The following is a 20,762-nucleotide window of genomic DNA, read 5'->3' as shown; positions in this document are numbered from 1 at the left end:
AACAGTTTGTGTCGCGGACGTCAAATAGCGGGCGTCCCGGAAGAGAAGAGAAGACATGCTCATCAGCCAGCGACCGTCTCTGTCCGAAGAGTCGATCAACGATACCCGTTCCCGGTTCACCATCGAGCCGCTGGAGCCGGGCTTCGGCTACACCCTGGGCAACTCGCTTCGGCGCACGCTGCTGTCGTCGATCCCGGGCGCGGCGATCACCTCCATCAAGATCGACGGCGTGTTGCACGAGTTCACCACGATCCCCGGTGTCAAGGAGGACGTGGTCGAGCTCGTCATGAACATCAAGGAGCTGTGCGTCAGCTCCGAGCACGACGAGCCGGTCAGCATGTACCTGCGCAAGCAGGGCCCGGGCGACGTGACTGCGGGTGATATCCAGCCCCCGGCCGGCGTCTCGGTGCACAACCCGGACCTGAAGCTCGCCACCCTCAACGGCAAGGGCCGGCTCGACATGGAGCTGACCGTCGAGCGGGGTCGCGGCTACGTGACCGCGGCGCAGAACAAGCAGGCCGGCGCCGAGATCGGCCGGATCCCGGTCGACTCGATCTACTCGCCGGTGCTGAAGGTGACGTACCGCGTCGAGGCGACCCGGGTCGAGCAGCGGACCGACTTCGACCGGCTGATCATCGACGTCGAGACCAAGCCGTCGATGGGCCCGCGCACCGCGCTGGCCTCCGCCGGTTCGACGCTGGTGGAGCTCTTCGGGCTGGCCCGGGAGCTGGACGAGACCGCCGAGGGCATCGACATCGGGCCGTCCCCGCAGGACGCTCAGCTGGCGGCGGACCTGGCTCTGCCGATCGAGGAGCTGGACCTCACCGTCCGCTCCTACAACTGCCTCAAGCGCGAGGGCATCAACTCCGTTGGTGAGCTCATCGGGCGCACCGAGGCCGACCTCCTCGACATCCGGAATTTCGGTCAGAAGTCGATCGACGAGGTCAAGATGAAGCTCGCCGGGATGGGTCTCGGGCTGAAGGACTCGGCTCCGAACTTCGACCCGGCGAACGTTGTGGACGCCTTCGGCGAGGCCGACTACGACACCGACGACTACCGCGAGACCGAGCAGCTCTAGTCCGCGCTGCCGCCACACCTGAGGAGCACCAAGCATGCCCACGCCCACCAAGGGCCCCCGCCTCGGCGGCAGCCCCGCGCACGAGCGGCTGATGCTGGCCAATCTGGCCACCGCGCTGTTCCAGCACGGCAAGATCAAGACCACCGAGACGAAGGCCCGGCGGTTGCGTCCGCTGGCCGAGCAGCTCATCACCAAGGCCAAGCGGGGCGACCTCGCCGCGCGGCGGCGGGTGCTGGGCGTCGTCAAGGACAAGGACGTGGTCTACTCCCTGTTCGACCAGATCGCGCCCCGGTACGCCAACCGCCCAGGTGGCTATACCCGGATCGTGAAGACCGGCCCGCGCAAGGGCGACAACGCTCCGATGGCGATCATCGAGCTGGTCGAGGAGCTCCAGGTCGCGGAGCCGAAGGCGAACCGGAAGACCGCCGGTCGCAAGGCCGCGCAGCAGGACAAGGTCGAGGCGCTCGCCCCCGCGGAGGAGACCCCGCAGGCGAAGTCCGGCGACCAGGACGCCGAGCCGCCGGTGTCGGCGTCCGGTGACACCGACACCGCCCGCGAGGACAGCGACGAGGCTTCCGAGCCCAAGGCCTGATCTCAGGCATCGCCGGGCCCGGCATCCCTTCGGGGGTGCCGGGCCCGACCCCGTCAGGAGGAGGTACGAGGTGGACGAGCGGATTCGGCTGCGGCTGGACGTCTCGTACGACGGCACCGGATTCTCGGGCTGGGCGGCCCAGCCGACCCGGCGGACCGTGGCCGGCGTGCTCGTGCAGAACCTGGACCTGGTCCTGGGGGCCGGTGTGGCGACTGGGCTGACCGTGGCCGGGCGGACCGATGCCGGGGTGCACGCCACCGGCCAGGTCTGCCACCTCGACCTGCCCACCGTCGTCTGGCGTGACCGGGAGGGCACGCTGCTGCGTCGGTTGGCCCGGCTGCTCCCCACCGACGTGCGGGTACGGGCGATGACCGAGGTGCCAACCGGCTTCGACGCCCGGTTCTCGGCGACCTTCCGCCGCTACGAGTACCGGGTGACCGATGCCCCGTTCGGCGCCGAGCCGCTGCGCCGGCACGAGGTCCTGGCCTGGCCGAAGCGGCTGGACCTGGACCTGCTCAACGCCGCCGCGAAGGGGCTGGTGGGGGAGCGTGACTTCGCCGCGTACTGCCGGCGCAAGGAGAACGCCACCACGCTGCGGGAGGTGACCCGGCTGGACTGGCGGCGCGACCCCGACGGGGTCCTGGTCGCCACCGTCCAGGCCGATGCGTTCTGCCAGGCGATGGTGCGCAGCCTCGTGGGCGCGATGCTGGTGACCGGGGACGGCCGGCGCCCGGTGGACTGGCCGGGTGGCCTGCTGACCCGGCGGGAACGGTCCAGCGAGGTGACGGTGGCCCCGGCGCACGGGCTCACCCTGATCGCCGTCGGCTACCCGGTGGACCCCGCCGAGTACGCCCGCCGTGCCGACCTGACCCGCCGGTTGCGCGTTCCCACCGGGGACTGACTGTCGGGGGCGGTCAGCCGGTCCTGGTGGGGCTGGGCTCGGACGTCGGCTGGTCGGCCGAGCCGCCGGTCGCTCGGCGCTCCAGCACCTTCTTGTCCAGGTGCAGCTCGATCACATCGAGGAGAACATCGCGGACCTTCGGGTCGCCGGCCTTGATCGGCTCGCCGTCGGCCCGGACCACCAGGCAGTACACGAGGTAGTGGCCGCGTACCTGCCAGCCGACCCGCGACGGCGCGTCGGTGAGTGCCTCGGTGTCGTCCCCGGCCGGCATGCCCCGGAACCGACCCTGCCGCTGGTCGAGCAGTTCCCGGAGGCGGTCCCGGACGCGCTGCGCGGTGGCCAGGTCGGTCAGGTTGAACAGTCCGGCGGTGAGCAGGTGGTCCTCGTCGGGGGAGCGCAGGGTGGCCCGGACCACCTGGTTGCAGCCGAGGCTGGCGAGCAGGTCGGCCACCTTGCCGGTGGCGGCGACCGCGCAGCTCACGCTCGACTGGGTCTTGAGCACCGGGTACCGCTCATCGTCACCGTCGCCGATCTTCAGCGTTTTGCCGGGGAAGACCTCCCTGGCCGTCAGCGGTGCCGGGTCGGTGTCCCGGGTGTCGATGTCCTGCCGTTCGGTTCGTGACGGCGACGGGGCGGCGGCCGGCGGACTGGGGGCCGCCTGCGGCTGTGAGCTCCGGTCGGCCAGCAGGGCGGCGCCGCCCAGCCCGACGAGGGTGAGCAGCACCAGGACCGCGGCGCCGCCCAACAGCACCTGCCAGAGCCGGCCGCGGCTCCGACCGCGGCTCCCGCCGCTGCCTCGGGCGCGCCGGGATCGGGGCAGGTTCAGCGGCTGGGTGGTCGCGTGCGCCCGGGCCTGCGGCGGGGAGAACCGGGGCGGGGCCGCGGGCGGGGCCACCCTCGGCGGGGGCGGGGCGGGGGCGGGCAGCGCTGCCCGGGCGGGCCGGGGCAGGGACGGCGTGGGGAAGCGGGACGGGGAGGGGCTGCGGGCGGGCAGGGCCGCGCCGAGCGGCGACAGCGCCGATCCGGGCCGCTGGTGTCCCTCAAATGTGTCCTCATCGGACTCGTCCCCATACGCCATGAAGCCCAGGTTAGGGCCTATTCCCCTTTTAGGGGGTAATAACGGTAAAACGCGGCGCGGGTGTCGCATCCGCCACCGGGCCACCGGCCGCCCGCCCGTCGGTGCGAGAATGCCGGGCGTGACCGGCGACCACTACTTCACCGCCGCGCCCGGAACCGAGGCCCGCCCCCGCGAGGTCGAGTTCACCGTCGCCGGGCGCGACTACACCCTCACCTCGGCCGGTGGGGTCTTCTCCGCCGACCGCCTGGACCAGGGAACGGCGGTGCTGCTGCGCAAAGCGGACCTGCCCACCCCCGACATCGCCGGCCCCCTGCTCGACCTCGGCTGCGGCTTCGGCCCGATCACCTGCGTGCTGGCCGGCAGCGCACCGACAGCCACCGTCTGGGCGGTTGACGTCAACGAGCGGGCCCGCGCGCTCACCGCCGCCAACGCGGAGCGCGTCGGTGCCGCCGACCGGGTCCGGGTCGTCGCCCCCGACGACGTCCCGGCAGAGGTGGCCTTCGCCCAGCTCTGGTCCAACCCGCCCATCCGGATAGGCAAGGAGGGCCTGCACGAGCTGCTGCTGCGCTGGCTGCCCCGACTCGCCCCGGACGGGGTGGCCTGGCTGGTGGTCGCCCGGCACCTCGGGGGCGACTCGCTGCACCGCTGGCTGGGCGAGCAGGGGTGGCAGGTGCGGCGGCACGCCAGCCAGAAGGGCTTCCGGGTGCTGAGGGTCACCCGGTAAATCGGCTGTCGCCCGGCCCGCCCGTTCCGGCAGGATGCCTGCGTGGGATACGTGGACGTGGCGGGGGTCGGGCACATCCTGCCCGACGGTCGGGAACTCTTCACCGAGGTGTCGTTCCGGGTCGGTGAGGGTGCCAAGGTCGCCCTGGTCGGGCCGAACGGCGCGGGCAAGACGACGCTGCTGCGGCAGGTCGCCGGCGACCTGCCGGTGCGTACCGGCGCGGTCTCCCGCTCCGGGGGCCTCGGGGTGATGCGCCAGTTCATCGGCATGATCGGCGACGACTCCACCCTCGCCGACCTGGCCCTGTCGCTCGCCCCGCCCGGGCTGCGCGACGCCGGGCGGCGGCTCGTCGACACCGAGGCGGCCATGCGGGCGGCCGAGACGCGCGGCAAGTACAGCACCGCCGCGGGCAAGGCTCAGCTCGCGTACGCGGACGCGCTCGGCGCCTGGGGCGAGACCGGCGGGTACGACGCCGAGGTGCTCTTTGACACGGTCTCGACCATCGTGCTCGACCTGCCCTGGGACGCCGCCCGGGAGCGTCCGGTGCGGACCCTCTCCGGCGGCCAGCAGAAGCGCTTCGCCCTGGAGCTGCTGCTGCGCGGCGCCGACGAGGTGCTGCTGCTCGACGAGCCGGACAACTTCCTCGACGTGCCCGGCAAGCGCTGGCTGGAGGCCCGGCTGCGGGAGTCGCCCAAGTCGGTGCTCTACGTCTCGCACGACCGGGAGCTGCTGGCCCGGACTGCCGACCGGGTGGTCGCCGTCGAGGGCGGCGGCGCCTGGGTGCACCCGGGCGGCTTCGAGAGCTGGCACTCCGCCCGCCAGGCCCGGCACGCCCGCCTCGACGAGCTGCGCCGCCGCTGGGACGAGGAGCACCAGAAGCTGCGCGAGCTGATGCTGATGTACAAGCAGAAGGCCGCGTACAACGACGGGCTGGCCTCGCGGTACCAGGCCGCGCAGACCCGGCTGCGCAAGTTCGAAGAGGCCGGGCCGCCGCCCGTACCCCCGAAGGACCAGGACATTCGGATGCGGCTGGCCGGCGGGCGGACCGCCAAACGCGCGGTGGTCGCCGAGCAGCTTGAGCTCGACGGCCTGACCTACCCCTTCGACCTGGAGATCTGGTACGGCGACCGGCTCGCGGTGCTCGGCGCGAACGGCACCGGCAAGTCCCACTTCCTACGGCTACTGGCCCGGGGCGGCACCGACCCGGACCCGGCCAACGGGCCGGTCGACGACGCCGCCGCGCTGACCCCGGTGGCGCACGACGGAATGATCCGGCTCGGCGCGCGGGTCCGCCCCGGCCACTTCTCCCAGACCCACGACCGGCCGGAGCTGACGGACAGGACGCTGGTCGACGTCCTGTGGCGGGGCGACGAGCACCGGGCTGGGATGGACCGGCACACCGCGATGGGGGTGCTCAGCCGGTACGAGCTGGCCGGGCAGGGCGACCAGCGCTTCGGCACCCTCTCCGGCGGCCAACAGGCGCGCTTCCTGGTGCTGCTGCTGGAACTCTCCGGGGCGACGCTGCTGCTGCTCGACGAGCCCACTGACAACCTGGACCTGGCCAGCGCGGAGGCGCTTGAGGCGGGGCTCACCGCATTCTCCGGGACGGTGGTCGCGGTGACCCACGACCGCTGGTTCACCCGGTCCTTCGACCGGTTCCTGCTGTTCCGGGGCGACGGCGAGGTCGTGGAGACCCCGGAGCCGGTCTGGGACGTCAAATGATCACCGACGAACTGGTCGACCGGATCCGCGCGGTGGACGGGGTGGTCGCGGAGGTGCTCGACTGAACCCCCGGCGCGGCCGGCTCGTGTCGGCGCCTGACCTTGCCTGGCCTGCGGTGGTGACCTGCCTGGCCTGTGCAGTGCCGGGCCGGTGGTTGCATGTGCCGGTCCGCGGCCCATGGCCGCCCAGGTGCGGGGGTGGGCATAGGGTTGATCCGTGACTGAGATGACCTACCGCCGGTTGGGCGACTCCGGGCTCGTGGTGTCCGTGGTCGGCGTCGGCTGCAACAACTTCGGCCGCAAGCTCGACATCGACGGCACCCGGGCGGTGGTCGACGCCGCCCTCGACGCGGGCATCAACTTCTTCGACACCGCCGACATCTACGGCGAGCCGCAGGGTGCCTCCGAGGAGCTGCTCGGCCAGACGCTGAAGGGCCGCCGGGACGACGTGGTCGTGGCCACCAAGTTCGGCATGGACATGAACGGGCTCAACGGCCCTGACCTCGGTGCCCGAGGCTCCCGGCGCTACATCGCCCGGGCTGTGGAGGCGTCGCTGCGCCGGCTCGGCACCGACCACATCGACCTGTACCAGATGCACGAGCCCGACCCGGGCACCCCGATCGATGAGACCCTCGCCGCCCTGGACGATCTGGTCCGTGCCGGCAAGGTCCGCTACCTCGGCAACTCCAACTTCGCCGGCTGGCAGATCGCCGACGCCGACTGGGTCGCCTCGTTCAACGGTCGGGCCCGGTTCATCAGCGCGCAGAACCATCACTCGCTGCTGGAGCGGGGCGTCGAGGCGGAGGTGATCCCCGCCTGCGAGCGGTTCGGCCTGGGCCTGCTGCCGTTCTTCCCGCTGGCCAACGGGCTGCTCACCGGTAAGTACAAGCGCGACGAGGCACCGCCGGCCGGTAGCCGGCTCGCCGGCGGTGGCCGGTACACCGAGCGTCTGGCCGCCGCGCGGTGGGACACCATCGAGGCGCTGGAGGCGTACGCGGCCGAGCGGGGAATCTCCCTGCTCCAGGTGGCCATCGGCGGGCTGGCCGCCCGGCCGGCGGTGACCTCGGTGATCGCCGGTGCCACCACGCCGGAGCAGGTGCGGGCCAACGCCGAGGCCGGCACGTGGCAGCCCACCGACGCCGACCTCGCCGCCCTCGACGCCCTTCTCTGAGGCCCGCAGGGGGTAGGGAGGCCCACCGGCGTGCGCCGGACGGCCGGCAGTGGCGCCGCGACGAGCAGCGCAGTGGCGCCGCGCCCGGCGGGGCAGGCCGGTCGGTGGATCGGGGCGGGATCCGGGTGGGGGTGACCCCATTACGTCGGCGACGCCGGGTCGACCCTGGTCCGGCCGGTGTCAGTCCCGGTGGTGGCGGCCGGAGGTGGGCAGCGGGCGATCCCCGGTGTCATCCGATCCGCCGTGTTGGTCGGGCACGGGCCGGGCGAGCCCGGTGACCCAGTCGACGTACTCCTCATCCTGGGCCGGCAGCGGCTCCTGCTCCCGGCGGTCGTCCCGCTCGGACGTCGGGTCCGTGTCGTCGGCCGCCCGCGCCCGGTTGCGCCGGAACAGGGCACGCCGGAGCCGGGACCGGCTGGCGGCCGGGTCTTCCGCCTCGTCACCGGGCGTTTCCGGGGTGTCGGTGGCCGTCACGCTGTCGTTCGGGCCGGACCCGCTCGGGTCGCCGTCGCCCGGCCCGTACCCGCTCGGGCCGTCGTCGACCTGTCGGTGCTCGCTCTGCCCGCCGTCGGCCGGGGCATACTTGCTCGCCCCCTGGTCCCGGGGTTCCGACCCATCCGGCTGGTGGCCGAGGGCCGGCAGAGATCCGGGCAGGGCGGGAAGGGACGGCGGCGGCGATCCGGGCAGGGCGGCCGGATTCTGGTCGGTCGTCGAGGGGCCGGCACGTCGGGTGGAGTTGGCGAATGCGTCCCAGCTCGCCGCCCCGCCCAGGTCGGGAAGGGGCCGCCGGGACCGGGGGCGTGGGGCCGGGTCGACGGGGGCCGTCCCGCCGTCCGCCACGGGCGGGGGTGACCAGTCGAGGGTGGCGTTGGTCGTCCAGCTCGGCGCCGGTGGGTTGGGCGGTGTGACGTCGTCGATGGAGGGTGCCTCGAAGAATGCCGGTCGGGGCCGGTGGTGGGGTGTGGAGGTCGCTGCGGCGGCGCTTTCGGCATCGGCCGGGGCGTCGGGTCGGCCCCCGTTCCCCGGGGTTTCCGCATCCGCCGGCCCGCCGGCCGTGCCGCCGGTTGCCGGCGCACCCCCCACGCCGGCGCTGGCTTTCGTGCCGCTGGCGGCGGCCTCCGCCGCACCCGGGCCGGTGGCCGCCGGGCTCACGGTGACTTCCGGTTCCGCGCTCCTCGCCGCGTCGGCGGCGGTGTCTGGGCCCCCCGCATCGGTGGTGAAGCTCGCGCCTCTGCCGGGGACGCGGGCATCCGTGGCATCCGGACCCGTCGCGCGGGCGGGGTCACCGATGTCGGCGGCATCGGTGGGTGCGGTCGCTGGCAGTGTCGCCGGGGTGGTGGACCCCTTCGGTTTCCGAGTCCGCTTGGGCCGGGGCGCCGGCGTGACCAGGCCCGCCGCGCCCCCGTCACCCGGGCCGAAGGCGTCCCCGGACGGGGATGAGCCTTCGGTAGCGGGGTCGGCGTCGGGGGTCGGGAAGGCGGTTTCCCCCAGCTCCGGGCCGTGAACGGTGGTGTGTGTCGGGGAAGGCTCGTCGTTGACTACGTGCAGGGCCGGCGGCGGTGCCGGCGCGGTGGCGGGGGCGGCCGTGTCGGCGGGCCGGGGCGCGGTGGCCTGCGAAGGCGGGACCGCCTTGCCGACGGTACCGGCCGCGATCGGCCACTCCCAGTGCGCCGGGGTGCCCCCGGTCGGCGTACTCCCGGTCGGGGTGCTTTCGGCCGGAGTGGCCGCCGCGGCGCGGTCGCGAATGATGCCCGTGGGGTCGTGCGGCAGCGGGTCGCCGACGGTCGAGGGGACCCGGCGGGCCGTGGCGGCGCTCGGGCCGGCGGGGTCGTCGCCACCCGCCGCGCCGGCCACCGTCGTGGTCGGAGCGGTCGCCAACGGCCGGAGGATGTCGGTGGGCTCGATCGCCGACGTGACCGTCTCAGCGCCCGTGTCCTCGCCGGGCACCCCGGGCGGGTCGTCCCGCTGGTCGGCGGCACCGCCGCGAGCGACGAGCGGCCAGCGGAGCAGCGCTGCGGCGGTGGATCCGAGCGTGCCGGTGGCGACCGCGATCAGGGCGGCGTAATACGGTGCGAGCTGGTACCGGTCGACGGAGCTGCCGGGGCCCGCGGTCAGGTAGGCGAAGGCGACCAGTACGGGCCCCGCAGCGCCACAGGCGCCGCCGATCAGCGGCGGGTGGCCGCGTCGGCGAGCCAGCGCGCCCGAGGCCGCGCCGATGAGCAGGGCCACCAGCGGCAACACCAGTGTGGCCAGCCGCTGCGCCGTGTCCACGCCGAGCCAGTCGGGTTCGAAAACCCCCAGCCGTACGGTCGGCAGCGTGCCGGTGCCGACCAGGGCCGGCAGGGACGAGACCAGGGCGAGCAGCCAGATCGTGCTGGCCATCATCGCCATGTTCCAGCCGAACGGCGGACGGAGCAGCACGGCGAGTGCCGCCCCGGCGCCGACCACCGCGCCGAGGATCGCGCAGATGCCGACCGCCCAGACCGGGTCGACGCCGTTGAGCTCGGTGGCCCGGGCCGGCTGCATGCACAACGGGGCGACCACGGTCGCGCCCAGCGCCGCCGCGCCGGCCACCCGGAGCCGCCCCGTCGTGGTGGACACCACCTCGTGGGCGTGGATGCGACGATCGGTCACCGCGGCCCCGGCGCGGGCGAGATGATCGGTCACCACGGCCCCGGCCACGGCGGCGGACGCCGCGAACCAGCCCACCCACACCAGTTGGGCCGGCCACCGGTTGACGGTGGCGTCGGTGAAGTCGCCGGTGAGCCGGACGATGCCGAATCCGTATGCGACGCCGAGCTGACCGGCCCCGGCCAGCACGCTCACCCCGAGCGCGGTGAGCAGCGGTTTGCCCCACGTCCGAAAGGCCATGTCGGGCACGTTACGGCCCGGTGCGCCCGATCGCCACCTTGGCGCGGCGCGGCGACGCGCCCGGCCTGCGGCTACGTCAGCTCGACCAGTCGGACCGGGTACGTCGTATCCCCGACACCGGTGAGCGTGTGGGGACGGCGCCCTGGGCGCGGTGAGCGGATCTCACCGGTCGGCTCCGTGACGTCCGTCAGCGGTCGTCGTCCTGAAGCTGCGGAAGCACCTCGGCGGCGATGAGGTCCAGGTGGTCCAGGTCGGTGAGGTCGATCAGGCGCAGGTGTATCCGGGTGGTTCCGACCGCGGCGAATTCGCCGATCCGGTCGACGAGTTGGGCGGGGGAGCCGACCACCGGGTCCTCCGGCGGGAGCGCGCTCGTGACATGCAGCGGCGCGGCCCGTCGGTGCGCCTCGGCGTCGGTCCGCCCGATCGCCACCACGATTCCGGCGGAGAGCACCAGCGGAGCCCGCCCCGAATGCGTACGGCCGTGCCGGTCGCAGGCGTCGACCACCCGCTCGTACGCGGCGGCGGTCTCGGCGACGCTCTTGAACGGCATGTTGAACTCGTCGGCGTACCGGGCGGCCAGCTCGGGGGTGCGTTTGGGGCCGCGTCCGCCGATGATCACCGGGGGGCCGGGCTGTTGCACCGGCTTGGGCAGGGCGGGCGCGTCCGACAGTCGGTAGTGGTCGCCGGTGAAGCTGTAGGTCTCGCCGACCGGGGTGCGCCACAGCCCGGTGATCACTTCGAGCTGCTCGGCGAGGCGGTCGAAGCGTTCCCCGACGGCAGGGAAGGGGATGCCGTACGAGCTGTGCTCCCGCTCGTACCAGCCGGCGCCGATGCCCAGATCGACCCGGCCGCCGCTCATCTGGTCGACCTGGGCGACCATTACCGCGAGTGGGCCGGGCAGCCGGAAGGTGGCCGAGGTGACCAGGGTGCCGAGCCGGATCCGGGAGGTCTCCCGGGCCAGCGCGGCGAGGGTGAGCCAGGCGTCGGTGGGGCCCGGTAGACCCGGGCCGGCATCCATGGACTGGTAGTGGTCGGCCCGGAGGAAGCCGTCGAAGCCGCCCGCCTCGATCGCCCGGGCGAAGCGCAGCTGCTCGTCGTAGCTGGCGCCGCGGTGCGGCTCGCTGAAGACGGCCACCCGAATGGTCATCGTCCCTCCGCGCCGGCCCGTGTCGGCTGCTGTGGACGGAACCCGGGGCCGACCGGAGACGGCGCGGATCCGATCGGGGCGTCGCGCTCCATCAGCAGCTCGTGCAGCTCGGCGCTGACCCGGGCCACGTCGGCGAGGTGGGCGTTGCGGCCGAGGGTGCGGGGACGGGGGATGTCCACCTCGACCACCGCACGGATCCGGCCGGGGCGGGGGCTGAGCACGACCACCCGGTCGGCGAGCAGCACCGCCTCGTCGATCGAGTGGGTGACGAAGACGATGGTGGCTCCGCTGGTGAGGTGCACCCGCTGGAGCTCGCCGGAGAGTTCCTCACGGGTGAGCGCGTCGAGGGCGGAGAACGGCTCGTCCATGAGCATCACCCGGGGGTCGCCGATGAGCGACCGGCACAGCGACACCCGCTGCTGCATGCCGCCGGAGAGCTCGTGCGGCAGCCGCTTCTCGAAACCGGCCAGCCCGGACAGTTCGAGCAGCTCCCGGGCCCGGTCGCGGTGTTTCGCCCGCTTCCAGCCGAAGATCTCCACCGGCAGCAGGACGTTGTCCAGCACCGACCGCCAGGGCAGCAGGGCGGGGCGCTGGAAGAGCATGGCGATGTCCCGGCGGGGGCGGGTGATCGGCGTGCCGGCTACGGTGATCTCCCCGGCGGTGACCGGCAGCAGGCCGGCGATCATCCGCAGCAGGGTGGACTTGCCGCAACCCGAGCGGCCGAGCACGGCGACGAACTCGCCCTGGGCGACGTCGAGGTCGATGCCCCGCAGCGCCTCGACCCGGCCGGACCGGCCGTCGAAGGTACGGGACACCTCGGACAGTCGAATCATCGCCGCCCCTCCCTGAGTGGACCATCAGGACCGCAGCTAGGGTAGCCGGCCGTTCTCGGAGGGTGGGGCTCCGGGGTGGAGTTTGGTTCGTTTCCGTTCCGCAACAGACACTCCTGGCTACACCGGCAGGTCCCTTGCCTATGCTGTGCCCGCGAGAAGTCCCCCCACGACGGTGGCGTCGGCTCCCCCCTCTGTCGACGCCGTCGCTCTCGACGACCCGCCCAGTGGCACATCGTCCCTGGTCGGAAAGGACATGATGCACATGAACAGGCTGACCCGCACGGTCGCCGCGGCTGCTCTGGCCACCGCCCTCACCCTGGTGTCCGCTTGCAGCGGCTCGGATTCGTCCGACGCCAAGGCCGGTGACGGCAAGGCGCTGGATAAAGTGACGTACCTCACTTCTTTCGGCAACTTCGGCCGTGACTCCTACGCCTGGGTGGCGAAGGAGAAGGGGTTCTTCAAGGACGCCGGCTTCGACGTCGAGATCAAGCCCGGCCAGGGCACCGGCGCGGTGATTCAGACCATCGTCGGCGGCCAGGCCGACTTCGGTCCGATCGACCTCACCGGTGGTCTGCTCCAGCTCGGCAACGGCCAGGCCAAGGACTTCGTCGCCGTGGCGGCCATCCAGCAGCGCACGATGGCGGGCATCGCCACCGTCGAGGGCAAGAACATCGCCTCCCCGAAGGACCTGGAGGGTAAGACGCTCGCCGACACCCCCGGCTCCGTGGTCCGCAACCTCTTCCCGACGTACGCCCGGCTGGCCGGCGTGGACGCCAGCAAGGTGACCTGGGTCAACGGCCAGGCGCAGGAGCTGATGGGCACGCTCGCCGGCGGCAAGGTCGACGGCATCGGCCAGTTCGTCGTCGGTCAGCCGACCATCGAGTCGGTGACCAAGAAGAAGGCCGTCATGCTGCCGTACAGCAACGTGATGCAGGACCTCTACGGCAACGTGCTGATCACCTCCAGCAAGATTGCCAAGGAGAAGCCCGAGATGGTCAAGCGGTTCTCCGGCGCCCTGATGAAGGGCCTGGAGTACGCCCTGACCAACCCGCAGGAGTCGGCCGACATCCTGAAGAAGAACGTTGACGCCAGCAACCCCGCTGCTGCCGCCGCCGAGCTCCAGCTCATGGCCGGGTACGTCCGGTCCAGCAACTCGGGCACCCAGCTCGGCACGCTGGACAGCGGCCGGGTCGCCAAGAGCATTGCGATCCTCCAGGGTGCCGGCTCGCTCAAGCTGAACATCACCCCCGACCAGATCATCGACTTCAGCCTGGTGCCGAAGGCCTGAGAAGGTTCGACCGTCCTCGGGGGTACGCCCCGCCGGCCTTCCGGCGGGGCGTACCCCCGTTCCGTCCCCGGCCATCGCGCCGGTTGGAGAGGAGGAGAAGATGACCGACCTCCGGTCACCGGAGTCGGCGGTCACGCCCCGGCCCGTCGATCCCGCCCCCAGGTCCGGGCGTCCCGGCCTCGGCGCCGGCGTGCGGGCCGGGCTGAGCACGGCCCTGCTGCCCCTCGCGGGCCTGCTGGTCGCGTTCGCGGTGTGGTGGATCACCGCCCGGCTGGAGCTGGTGCATCCCGCCGCGCTGCCCACCCCCGGTTCGGTGCTGTCGGCGTTCACCGACAAGCCGGACAAGATGCTTGAACACGCCGGCGCCACCCTGCTGGAGATCCTGATCGGGTTCGTGCTCTCCGCCGCGGCAGGGGTCCTGCTCGGGCTCTCGCTGGCCGCCTCGCGGACCGTGGAGCGGATGTTCACCCCGCTGCTCGTCGCCGTCAACGCGGTCCCGAAGATCACTCTCGGGCCGCTGCTGGTGGTGGCCCTCGGCTGGGGTCAGAAGCCCATCCTGACCATGGTCTTCCTGCTGTGCTTCTTCCCGATCGTGCTCTCCACCGCGACCGGCCTGACCACCACCCCGGCGGATCTCGCCGAGTTGGTCCGGTCGTGGAACGCGTCCTGGTGGCAGGCGTTCCGCAAGGTGCGGTTCCCGGCAGCGCTGCCGCAGATCTTCGTGGGCCTGAAGGTCGCCATGCCGCTGGCCGCGATCGGCGCGGTGATCGGCGAGTTCCAGGCCGGGGAGAGCGGGCTCGGCTACGTGATCACCCAGTACGCCGGCATCGGCGACACCGCCACCGCCTGGGCAGCCATCATGCTGGTGGCGCTGATCAGCATTCTGCTCTACTCGGCGCTGGTCTTCGTGGAGCGCCTGGCCCTGCCGTGGGTCCGGGAGACCACCTCGACCAGGTGATCACTCCGGCCGACCGGGTTCGTCCGGTCGGCCGGAGTGGCCGCCGTCGCCGGCCCGGGTTCGGGCCTGACAGAGCCGGCAACGGCGGACACCCCTCATCCGTCAGCTGGCGAGCCGCCAGCGACCGCCCCGGGCGACCAGGGTCGTCAGGGCCTGCGGCATCAGTCCGGAGTGGTTGTCCGGGGTCATCCGGATCGGGCCGGAGAGCCCGTCCAGCTGGGACGTCTCCAGGACGTCCCGGAGGCCGTCCCGGTCCACCGTGGCGGTCTTCCCACCGGCCCGCAGCTCGGCGTCGACGATGAGCTGGACGGCGTCCGCCGCGAAGGACGAGAAGCCGTTATAGCCGCCGAACCGGGCCGTGTAGTCCTGGAACCACTGGCGGCGGGCCGCCTTGGCCGGGGTGGTGGCGATGACGTCGTCGATCACCATGGTCTGGGTGAAGATCAGGGTGGCCCGCTCGGCCGACCGGGAGGACGCGCCGAGGAAGAGCTCGTTGGCCGCCGTCGCGTCGAAGAAGAGCGCACCCTTGAACTTGGCCTGCTGGGCGCTGGCGGCGGCCAGCATCGCCTGCTCCGGCGGGGTCCACACGATCAGCGCGTCCGTCTCGCGCGTGGCCAGGGCGCGGACCGGCTCGTTGAGGTCGGTGGCGGTGGCCTTGATCGCCTGGTCGCCGGCCAGCCGGATGCCGGCCTTCTTGAACTCGCTCTTCAATGCGGCGAGCCCTTCGCGGCCGTAGCTGTCCTCGCTGTTGAGCACCGCGGCCTTGCGGATGCCGCGGCGGCCCAACTCGCTGGTGAGGGCGGCGGCGCTGTCGGCCGCGTTCGGTGCCAGCTTGAACACGTACCGTCGGTCCGCCACCGGGGTGGTGACGGCGCCGGACGGGGCGAGCGCGATGGTGGGGACCTTCTTCTCGTTGATGGCGCCGACGGCGCCGACGGCGCAGGCGTCGCAGCCGCCCATGATGATGGCGCTAACCTGCGAATCATTGCCGAAGTCGCTTACGTTGCGTAGCGACTCGTTCGCATCCGAGCGATTGTCCTTAACTTTGAGTTTGACTTTCCGGGCGCCCAGGGCGCCCGAGGCGTTCAGTTGGTCGACTTTCAGATCCAGCGCGCGCTGGTATGCCTTGCCGACTGGCGCCGCCGGGCCGGACAGTTCCAGGTCCACCGCGATCACGATGGGGCTCGTGTCCTGCTCCTCTGCGCCGAACTGGCAACCGGTGAGCGTGGTGGCCAGGACGGCCGAGGCGAGCGCCGTGATGGTCACGGAGCGGATGGGGATCAACTCAGTCCTCCAGGTGCGGCGTGGGCGCTGCCCGGTCACCGCCGCTTGTTCCGTCCTCAGTGGAGAAACGGGATTGGTCTGCCGTACGGTGTGCGCGAAGCCTGCAAAACCTTGCCAATGTCGGGCCCTGTGGTCAAGCGCGGATGCTCCGAAGCTTTCGGGATCGGTGTCCCACATGCTGGAGTTACCTGATGTTTGTAAACGCTTACTTTGCATAAGCGCGTGACCACCTTGGAGTTACATGCCCTGTTCAGGGGCTTGAGAAAATGAAGGTATTAGTTGACCGGATCACGCGATGAGTGCCGTGCGACCGTTTCCTACCTCACCGCGGCTTCCCAAACACGATCATCTCTGATGAAATCGCGGCCGTGCCGCGCGCGGCGCTGTCCGCTGCACCGGCAACGGGTCGGCGGTTCAGGCGTGGAAGAAACGACGGAGGCGATGTCGTGAGCACCGGACCTACGACCCTGCCCGATAGTGGCGAGTCGGACGAGCGGAGTCGGCGTCGCTGGCTGCCCCGCCTGCGCGACGCCCGGATCCGCTCGAAGTTGGCGCTGATCCTGGTGGTGCCGGTGGCGGCGGTGATCGCGCTCGCCACCGTCCGGCTGATCTCGACCGGCGCGGGCGCGCTCGATGCGACCCAGCTTCGGTCGCTGACCGCGCTGTCGATCGACGTCTCCGCGCTGACGCAGGACCTGCACAAGGAACGGATGGCCGCGGCCGGCTACCTGGCCTCGCCGGGGCAACGGGCCGACTCGTACAACCTGCGGGTGCGCAGCACGGACGCCCGGATCGAGGAGTACAACGCCGAGCGCGACCGGGCCGGCGACGTCCCGACCGCGGTGCGGGACCGCCTCAAGGTCATTGACGACCACCTGGCGACGCTGAGCAGCACCCGGCAGGAGGTCCTGGACCGCCAGCAGATGCCGGTGGCCGAGGCCGCACTGCGCTACGGGGTCATCCTCACCGACCTGGTTTCCTACGGCGACACGCTGGCCCAGCTCCCCGGCCAGGAAAGCCTGGCGGACACCCGTCGGGCCGTGGCCGCGTTCGCCCACGCCAAGGCGGCGGTCGCCGAGGAGGAGGCGGTGGCCTTCACCGCGCTCTCCGCCGGCAGGCTCGACGAGGAGCAGTTCTCCTCGTTCGTGGCCACTCTGACCAGCCAGCAGGAGGCGCTGCTCTCCTTCTCGCTGGCCGCCGACCCGACCCAGCAGGCCTTGGTCGACAGCACGGTCTCCGGCGACGCGGTGACGCTCGCCGACCGGGTGGCGGCCGACCTGACCCGGTCGGTCGGGCAGGCCCCGCTGGTCTCCGCAGCCGACGCCACCGCCGCCATCGGCGCGGTCAACGACCTGATGCGGTGGGCCGAGATCCGGCTCCAGGACCGCCTGTTCACCCAGACCGACGAGGCCCGCTCGAACGTCATCCAGCAGGCGATCATCGAGGTCGTGCTGGTGCTGCTGACCCTGATCGTCGCCATCACGCTGGCCGTGGTGCTGGCCCGGTCGCTCAACCACTCGCTGCGCCGGCTGCGTGAGGGCGCACTCTCGGTGGCCAACCACGACCTGCCGGACGCCGTCGCCCGGCTCCAGAACATCGGCAGCGTCGGCGACGGCGGCGTGGAGGAGATCGTCCGGCAGGTCCGGGACCCGATCAAGCTCACCAACCGCGACGAGGTGGGCCAGGTCGCCCTGGCGTTCAACGTCGTCCACCGGGAGGCGGTCCGGGTCGCCGCCGAGCAGGCCGCGCTGCGGACCAGCGTCTCGGCGATGTTCCTCAACCTGGCCCGCCGCAGTCAGACCCTGGTCGACCGGATGATCGGCGAGCTGGACGCGATCGAACGCGGCGAGGAGGACCCCAAGCGCCTCGCCCAGCTCTTCGAGCTCGACCACCTGGCCACCCGGATGCGCCGCAACGACGAGAACCTGCTGGTGCTCGCCGGTGCCGACTCGGCCGTGCCGCGTCGCGACGACGCCCTGTTGATCGACATCCTGCGGGCCTCGCAGTCCGAGGTCGAGCAGTACAACCGCATCGAGTTCGGCACCGTCGACACCGACATCTCGGTCGCCGCGCACGCCGTCAACGATGTCGTCCGCCTGGTCGCCGAGCTGCTCGACAACGCCACCCGCTTCTCACCGCCGAACACGGTGGTGGTCGCGGACGGCCGGCGGATCCGCGACTACGTGCTGATCCAGGTCGAGGACCGGGGTCTCGGCCTGACCGACGAGCAGCTCGACTCGCTCAACCGGCGCCTCGCCGCCCCTTCGACGGTGGACGTGGCCGCGTTCCGGCTGATGGGTCTGGCCGTGGTGAGCCGCCTCGCCGCCCGGTACGGAATCCGGGTGGAGCTGCGGCGCAACGTGGAGGGTGGCACCGTCGCCCAGGTGACGCTGCCCAGCTCGACCGTGGTGCTGCCGTCGCTGCGTGGTCGCGAGCCGGCTCCGGCCCCGCTGACCCCGCCGCGTCAGTCCGCCCCGGCGGAGCAGACGCCGCTCACCCCGATGGGCCTCGGCGAGCCGGTCGGCACCGGCCGCACGGCCACGCTGACCGACCAGTGGCGCAACTCCGCCCCGACGCCGGCCCGCTGGCAGGTGCCCGGGGAGAACCGGGATGTCGCGCCCTTCGGCCCGCCGACCGTGGCCCAGCCGGCTGTTCCGGCCGCCGCGCCGACGCCCGTCGGGCCCCCGCCCGCCCCGGCGCAGCCGATGTTCGCCCCGGCGCAGCCGACGCTCGCACCCGGCGGCCCGCCCGCGCTCGGCAGCCCGACCGTGGCGTTCCCGACCATCGACCCGCTGCCCCGGCGGACGCTGGGGGGTGCGGCGGCTCAGCCGGCCACCCCGACCCCGACAACGGAGCACGCCCCGCCGGCACTGCCCGGCGGCCCGGCCGCCGCGACGGCGCCCGGCGCCTCCGCCCCGGCGACCCCGGTGGTCGCCCGTCCGGCCCAGCCGGCCGAGGCGCCGATCTTCCGGGAGATGGAGGCGGTCTGGTTCCGGTCGCACGGCGACGACGTGACGGCGATCTTCCAGCGCCCGAACTTCGACGACGCGCAGACCCGGAGGCAGGCACCCGCCCCGTCCCGGCCTCCGCTGCCGACCCGTACCCCGGGGGCCACCCCCGCGGACGGTGCTCCGGTCGCGGCGGCCCCGCCGCCGGCGTACACCCCGCCGGTGGCACCGCCTGCGGAGCCGGCCCCGGCTCCCGTTCGGGCCCCGGATCCGGCCGGCCCGGGCGGGCCGGCAGCCGCCACCGCGCCGTCCGCGATCGACCCGGAGGCCTGGCGGACCGCCGCCGACGAGGGCTGGTCGCGGGCCAGCCGGGCGGCCGAACCGGCCGTCTCCGGCACCACCCGGTCCGGCCTGCCCAAGCGGGTACCCCAGGCGCAACTCGTCCCCGGTGGAATCGAGCCGAAGAGCGGCCGGGACCGCAGTCGGCGCACCCCCGACGAAGTACGCGGCCTGCTGTCGGCCTACCACCGCGGCGTGCAGCGCGGACGGACGGCCGGCGCGGACCCCAACAGCACCTTGACCAAGGAGACGAGCCGATGAACAGGCCAGCGGCCATGCAGGACATGGGTTGGCTGCTCACCAACTTCGCCGACAGTGTGGCGGGCATCGCCCACGTGGTGGCGGTGTCCGCGGACGGGCTCCTGCTCGCCTCGTCGCGGGATCTTCCCGCCGACCGGGCCGATCAGCTCGCCGCGATCACATCCGGTGTGGTGAGCCTGACCGAGGGTGCGGCCCGCATGTTCAGCGCAGGCGGGGTGCTCCAGACAGTCATCGAGATGGACAGCGGTTACCTGTTCCTCATGTCGATCAGCGACGGCTCGTCGATGGCGGTGCTCGCCGCCCGCAGTTGCGATGTGGGGCAGGTCGGATACGAGATGGCACTGCTGGTCGAACGGGTGGGTGCCGCACTGGTGCCGCTGCCCCGGGACGCCGTACGCACATAGCGCGACCGGCCACACGGACGGACGATCAGGCGTCGACAGGCGACGCCGACCGGAGGAGGTGATCGCGGATGGACCAACGGCGGGAGGACCCGCGCGGCGCGCTGGTGCGACCGTACGCGGTCACCCGGGGCCGTACCGAGCCGCGCCAGAACATCGCGCTGGAGGCGGTTCTCACGGCCAGCCCCACGGCGGTCGCCGAATCCCGGTTCGCCGGTCACGACAAGCACCGGATCGCCACGATCTGCGAGGGGCGGGCCCAGTCGCTGGCCGAGGTCGCCGCGTACACCCGAATGCCGCTGGGCGTCGCCCGGGTGCTGGTCGCGGACATGGTTGCCGAGGGCCTGCTGACGCTACACACTGCCGCTCCGCCCGAAGGGTACGAGGAGCGGATGGAAATCCTTGGAAGGGTGCTAAGTGGACTTCGCAGGCTATGACCCGGCCGGGTCACGCCGCAACCGCGGGATCACCTCCGCGAAGATCGTGGTTGCGGGTGGCTTCGGCGTGGGCAAGACGACCCTGGTCGGCGCGGTCTCGGAGATCACTCCGCTGACCACCGAGGCGGTGATGACCGCGGCCGGCGTCGGGATCGACGACCCGTCAAAGGTGCCGGAGAAACAGACCACCACGGTCGCCATGGACTTCGGCCGTATCACCATGGCCGAGGATCTGATCCTCTATCTCTTCGGCACGCCCGGCCAGACCCGGTTCTGGTTCATGTGGGACGAGATCATCAAGGGCGCGGTGGGTGCGGCGGTGCTCGTCGACACCCGCCGGATCACCGACGCGTTCGCGCCGCTGGACTACTTCGAGAACCGCCGCCTGCCGTACGTGGTGGCGCTCAACCGGTTCGACAACGCGCCGCAGTACGAGTTGGAGGAGATCCGCGAGGCCCTCGCCATCTCGCCTCATGTGCCCTTGATCATGACCGACGCCCGGCATCGCGAGTCGGTGAAGCAGGTGCTGGTCACCGTCGTCGAGCACGCGATGCTGCGGCTACAGTCCGAGCACGGGCGGGGCTACCCCGCACCGGTCGGCTGACGTTCGAGAGATCGGCGGTGGCCCCGGTCGTCAGGGCCGCCGCCGCCTCCCGCATGACCAGGGTGGGGATGGCCGGCGGTGGCGCGTCGGACGCCCACGCGTGGTCGGCGTGAGTGGGGGTGCCCG

Annotated in this window: 17 protein-coding genes; 12 read left to right on the top strand and 5 right to left on the bottom strand. The window is 72.4% G+C overall.

Annotated features, from left to right (window positions below):
* Nucleotides 1-55: 55 nt before the first annotated feature.
* The 3 genes from SNR22_RS11505 (at nucleotide 56) to truA (ending at nucleotide 2,571) form a co-directional block, all read left to right on the top strand.
* A complete protein-coding gene (locus SNR22_RS11505) occupies nucleotides 56-1,078 on the top strand; it encodes a DNA-directed RNA polymerase subunit alpha (protein ID WP_320066508.1) in 1,023 nt (340 codons plus the stop codon).
* A 34-nt stretch (nucleotides 1,079-1,112) separates the two neighbouring features.
* The gene (rplQ, locus tag SNR22_RS11500) at nucleotides 1,113-1,670 is read left to right on the top strand and encodes a 50S ribosomal protein L17 (RefSeq protein WP_320066507.1); all 558 of its coding nucleotides are present in this window, start codon (nucleotides 1,113-1,115) and stop codon (nucleotides 1,668-1,670) included.
* 70 nt (nucleotides 1,671-1,740) lie between these two features.
* Nucleotides 1,741-2,571 (top strand): tRNA pseudouridine(38-40) synthase TruA, encoded by an 831-nt coding sequence (gene truA, locus SNR22_RS11495; protein WP_320066506.1) that lies wholly within the window; start codon nucleotides 1,741-1,743, stop codon nucleotides 2,569-2,571.
* A gap of 13 nt (nucleotides 2,572-2,584) precedes the next feature.
* Here truA and SNR22_RS11490 read toward each other — a convergent pair whose 3' ends face one another.
* Nucleotides 2,585-3,649 (bottom strand): hypothetical protein, encoded by a 1,065-nt coding sequence (locus tag SNR22_RS11490; RefSeq protein WP_320066505.1) that lies wholly within the window; start codon nucleotides 3,647-3,649, stop codon nucleotides 2,585-2,587.
* A 118-nt stretch (nucleotides 3,650-3,767) separates the two neighbouring features.
* Here SNR22_RS11490 and SNR22_RS11485 point away from each other — a divergent pair, with 118 nt between their 5' ends.
* The 3 genes from SNR22_RS11485 to SNR22_RS11475 all read left to right on the top strand — a co-directional run bounded on the left by SNR22_RS11485 (nucleotide 3,768) and on the right by SNR22_RS11475 (nucleotide 7,265).
* The gene (locus tag SNR22_RS11485; protein WP_320066504.1) at nucleotides 3,768-4,373 is read left to right on the top strand and encodes a class I SAM-dependent methyltransferase; all 606 of its coding nucleotides are present in this window, start codon (nucleotides 3,768-3,770) and stop codon (nucleotides 4,371-4,373) included.
* A gap of 42 nt (nucleotides 4,374-4,415) precedes the next feature.
* Nucleotides 4,416-6,095: an ABC-F family ATP-binding cassette domain-containing protein gene (locus SNR22_RS11480; RefSeq protein WP_320066503.1), complete on the top strand. Its 1,680-nt coding sequence runs from the start codon at nucleotides 4,416-4,418 to the stop codon at nucleotides 6,093-6,095.
* A 225-nt stretch (nucleotides 6,096-6,320) separates the two neighbouring features.
* Nucleotides 6,321-7,265 carry an aldo/keto reductase gene (locus SNR22_RS11475; protein ID WP_320066602.1) on the top strand — a complete coding sequence of 315 codons (945 nt, stop codon included), beginning with the start codon at nucleotides 6,321-6,323 and terminating at the stop codon, nucleotides 7,263-7,265.
* A gap of 180 nt (nucleotides 7,266-7,445) precedes the next feature.
* On the opposite strand, the gene SNR22_RS11470 is transcribed toward SNR22_RS11475, so the two are convergent.
* From SNR22_RS11470 to SNR22_RS11460, 3 genes are all read right to left on the bottom strand, one after another.
* On the bottom strand, nucleotides 7,446-10,136 hold the full coding sequence (locus tag SNR22_RS11470) for a hypothetical protein (RefSeq protein ID WP_320066502.1): 2,691 nt from the start codon (nucleotides 10,134-10,136) through the stop codon (nucleotides 7,446-7,448).
* Between the two features lie 187 nt (nucleotides 10,137-10,323).
* Nucleotides 10,324-11,277 (bottom strand): LLM class F420-dependent oxidoreductase, encoded by a 954-nt coding sequence (locus SNR22_RS11465; RefSeq protein ID WP_320066601.1) that lies wholly within the window; start codon nucleotides 11,275-11,277, stop codon nucleotides 10,324-10,326.
* A 2-nt stretch (nucleotides 11,278-11,279) separates the two neighbouring features.
* A complete protein-coding gene (locus SNR22_RS11460) occupies nucleotides 11,280-12,116 on the bottom strand; it encodes an ABC transporter ATP-binding protein (protein ID WP_320066501.1) in 837 nt (278 codons plus the stop codon).
* A 262-nt stretch (nucleotides 12,117-12,378) separates the two neighbouring features.
* Between SNR22_RS11460 and SNR22_RS11455 the strand changes: the two genes are divergently transcribed.
* Both SNR22_RS11455 and SNR22_RS11450 read left to right on the top strand, forming a co-directional pair.
* A complete protein-coding gene (locus tag SNR22_RS11455; protein ID WP_320066500.1) occupies nucleotides 12,379-13,404 on the top strand; it encodes an ABC transporter substrate-binding protein in 1,026 nt (341 codons plus the stop codon).
* Between the two features lie 100 nt (nucleotides 13,405-13,504).
* A complete protein-coding gene (locus SNR22_RS11450) occupies nucleotides 13,505-14,362 on the top strand; it encodes an ABC transporter permease (protein ID WP_320066499.1) in 858 nt (285 codons plus the stop codon).
* 102 nt (nucleotides 14,363-14,464) lie between these two features.
* Here the strand turns inward: SNR22_RS11450 and SNR22_RS11445 are convergent, their stop codons facing one another.
* On the bottom strand, nucleotides 14,465-15,646 hold the full coding sequence (locus SNR22_RS11445) for an ABC transporter substrate-binding protein (protein WP_320066498.1): 1,182 nt from the start codon (nucleotides 15,644-15,646) through the stop codon (nucleotides 14,465-14,467).
* 446 nt (nucleotides 15,647-16,092) lie between these two features.
* Between SNR22_RS11445 and SNR22_RS11440 the strand changes: the two genes are divergently transcribed.
* The 4 genes from SNR22_RS11440 to SNR22_RS11425 all read left to right on the top strand — a co-directional run bounded on the left by SNR22_RS11440 (nucleotide 16,093) and on the right by SNR22_RS11425 (nucleotide 20,636).
* A complete protein-coding gene (locus SNR22_RS11440) occupies nucleotides 16,093-19,194 on the top strand; it encodes a nitrate- and nitrite sensing domain-containing protein (protein WP_320066497.1) in 3,102 nt (1,033 codons plus the stop codon).
* Nucleotides 19,191-19,598 carry a roadblock/LC7 domain-containing protein gene (locus SNR22_RS11435; RefSeq protein ID WP_320066496.1) on the top strand — a complete coding sequence of 136 codons (408 nt, stop codon included), beginning with the start codon at nucleotides 19,191-19,193 and terminating at the stop codon, nucleotides 19,596-19,598. The genes SNR22_RS11440 and SNR22_RS11435 overlap by 4 nt, the downstream gene beginning before the upstream one ends.
* Before the next feature lie 68 nt (nucleotides 19,599-19,666).
* A complete protein-coding gene (locus SNR22_RS11430; RefSeq protein WP_320066495.1) occupies nucleotides 19,667-20,032 on the top strand; it encodes a DUF742 domain-containing protein in 366 nt (121 codons plus the stop codon).
* Nucleotides 20,013-20,636: an ATP/GTP-binding protein gene (locus tag SNR22_RS11425; RefSeq protein WP_320066494.1), complete on the top strand. Its 624-nt coding sequence runs from the start codon at nucleotides 20,013-20,015 to the stop codon at nucleotides 20,634-20,636. Before SNR22_RS11430 ends, SNR22_RS11425 begins: the two co-directional genes overlap by 20 nt.
* The last annotated feature ends 126 nt before the right edge of the window (nucleotides 20,637-20,762 follow it).

This window comes from Micromonospora sp. RTGN7 (assembly GCF_033804645.1).
Lineage (GTDB): Bacteria > Actinomycetota > Actinomycetes > Mycobacteriales > Micromonosporaceae > Micromonospora.
This window is presented reverse-complemented; position numbering and strand designations above follow the sequence as displayed.

What these genes read in the sequence shown, in the direction of transcription:
- SNR22_RS11505 (WP_320066508.1), top strand. Translation starts at nt 56, where the DNA reads ATGCTCATCAGCCAGCGACCGTCTCTGTCCGAAGAGTCGATCAACGAT.
- rplQ (WP_320066507.1), top strand. Translation starts at nt 1,113, where the DNA reads ATGCCCACGCCCACCAAGGGCCCCCGCCTCGGCGGCAGCCCCGCGCAC.
- SNR22_RS11490 (WP_320066505.1), bottom strand. Translation starts at nt 3,649, where the DNA reads ATGGCGTATGGGGACGAGTCCGATGAGGACACATTTGAGGGACACCAG.
- SNR22_RS11475 (WP_320066602.1), top strand. Translation starts at nt 6,321, where the DNA reads ATGACCTACCGCCGGTTGGGCGACTCCGGGCTCGTGGTGTCCGTGGTC.
- SNR22_RS11470 (WP_320066502.1), bottom strand. Translation starts at nt 10,136, where the DNA reads ATGGCCTTTCGGACGTGGGGCAAACCGCTGCTCACCGCGCTCGGGGTG.
- SNR22_RS11460 (WP_320066501.1), bottom strand. Translation starts at nt 12,116, where the DNA reads ATGATTCGACTGTCCGAGGTGTCCCGTACCTTCGACGGCCGGTCCGGC.
- SNR22_RS11455 (WP_320066500.1), top strand. Translation starts at nt 12,379, where the DNA reads ATGAACAGGCTGACCCGCACGGTCGCCGCGGCTGCTCTGGCCACCGCC.
- SNR22_RS11450 (WP_320066499.1), top strand. Translation starts at nt 13,505, where the DNA reads ATGACCGACCTCCGGTCACCGGAGTCGGCGGTCACGCCCCGGCCCGTC.
- SNR22_RS11435 (WP_320066496.1), top strand. Translation starts at nt 19,191, where the DNA reads ATGAACAGGCCAGCGGCCATGCAGGACATGGGTTGGCTGCTCACCAAC.
- SNR22_RS11430 (WP_320066495.1), top strand. Translation starts at nt 19,667, where the DNA reads ATGGACCAACGGCGGGAGGACCCGCGCGGCGCGCTGGTGCGACCGTAC.